The sequence below is a fragment of the Vibrio sp. Y176 genome (genome assembly GCF_033438945.1).
In genome coordinates, this window is record NZ_JAWOQS010000095.1 from 1 (window position 1) to 1,186 (window position 1,186).

1 protein-coding gene is annotated in these 1,186 nt (G+C 43.8%); it reads right to left on the reverse strand.

The window, feature by feature from the left end; all coding sequences use genetic code 11:
• Positions 1 to 118: 118 nt before the first annotated feature.
• A partial coding sequence (locus tag R7O13_RS24315; RefSeq protein WP_318304862.1) for a sodium:proton antiporter occupies positions 119 to 1,186 on the reverse strand: 1,068 nt, incomplete at its 5' end.

Below are 1,186 nucleotides of genomic sequence, written 5' to 3' on the forward strand. Positions count from 1 at the left end.
TCGCTCTGAGGAGAGTAGAACGGCGAGGTTTCTAGATAATATTGTTGGTGAAGTCTTCGAATTTTAGAGCATAAAAAAGCAGCCCTAAGGCTGCTTTTTAAATATGGGGAGAATGGAATTAGGCTTCAGTTTGTTCTCTTTGTTCTGCTAAAGAGCTTTGAGCTAGCTTTTCATCTTCCATCTTTTTTTCTTCAGCTTTCGCCTTTTCAATCATTGGTGTAATGGTTGAACCTTGAATAAGGATAGAGAACACCACAACCGAATAGGTCATTACAAGGATGATCTCTTTTACATCGATCAGCTTGTCTTGAACCACCCAAATTCCTGATGGAATTGAAAGTGCCATTGCTAGCGCTAGGCCGCCACGTAGGCCACCCCAAGTCAAAATTTTTACTGACCATGGGTTGTATTTTCTGTAACGTTTAAAGCCTATGTATGAGATAAAGACGCTGAGATAGCGAGAGGCTAGCACCAGAGGGACTGCAATTGCCATCATGATCCAGTCTTCTTCATGGAATTTAAATAGCAGCATCGACATACCAATTAATAGGAATAGCACGCCGTTTAGGAACTCATCTACTAACTCCCAGAAGTGGTCTAGGTGGTCTTCACTCTCTTTAGAGAAGCCAATAAAGCGCGTCCAGTTACCGATCATAATTCCCGACACCACCATCGCAAGTGGGCCTGAAACATGAATGTACTCAGCAAATGCGTAACCTGCTGTAGGAACACCGATGGTAAGTAGTAGCTCCATTGAGTGATCGTCAGTAGCACTGATTAGGTAGTGGAATACTAAGCCCAATAGAAAGCCATAGACGATCCCGCCAATCGCTTCTTGGATGAAGAGTAGAGTGACGCTACCGACTGTTGGGGCTTCTGAGCCAAATGCAATGGTGAAAAGCGTGACGAAAATAACCAAGCCGAAGCCATCATTGAATAGTGACTCCCCTTCGATCTGTGTCGAGATACGTTTAGGTGCATCTAACTTTTTAACGATAGCTAGAACGGCAATCGGGTCGGTAGGCGAGATTAATGCGCCAAATAGCAAGCAGTAAACCAAATCAAACTGTATGCCGATCAGCATACAAAGGCCATAAAGAACAAAGCCGATGAAGAAGGTTGAGAACAGGGTTGCTCCAAGAGCCAATACCGTGATTTCCCACTTTTGATCTTTTAAGTTGGGTAG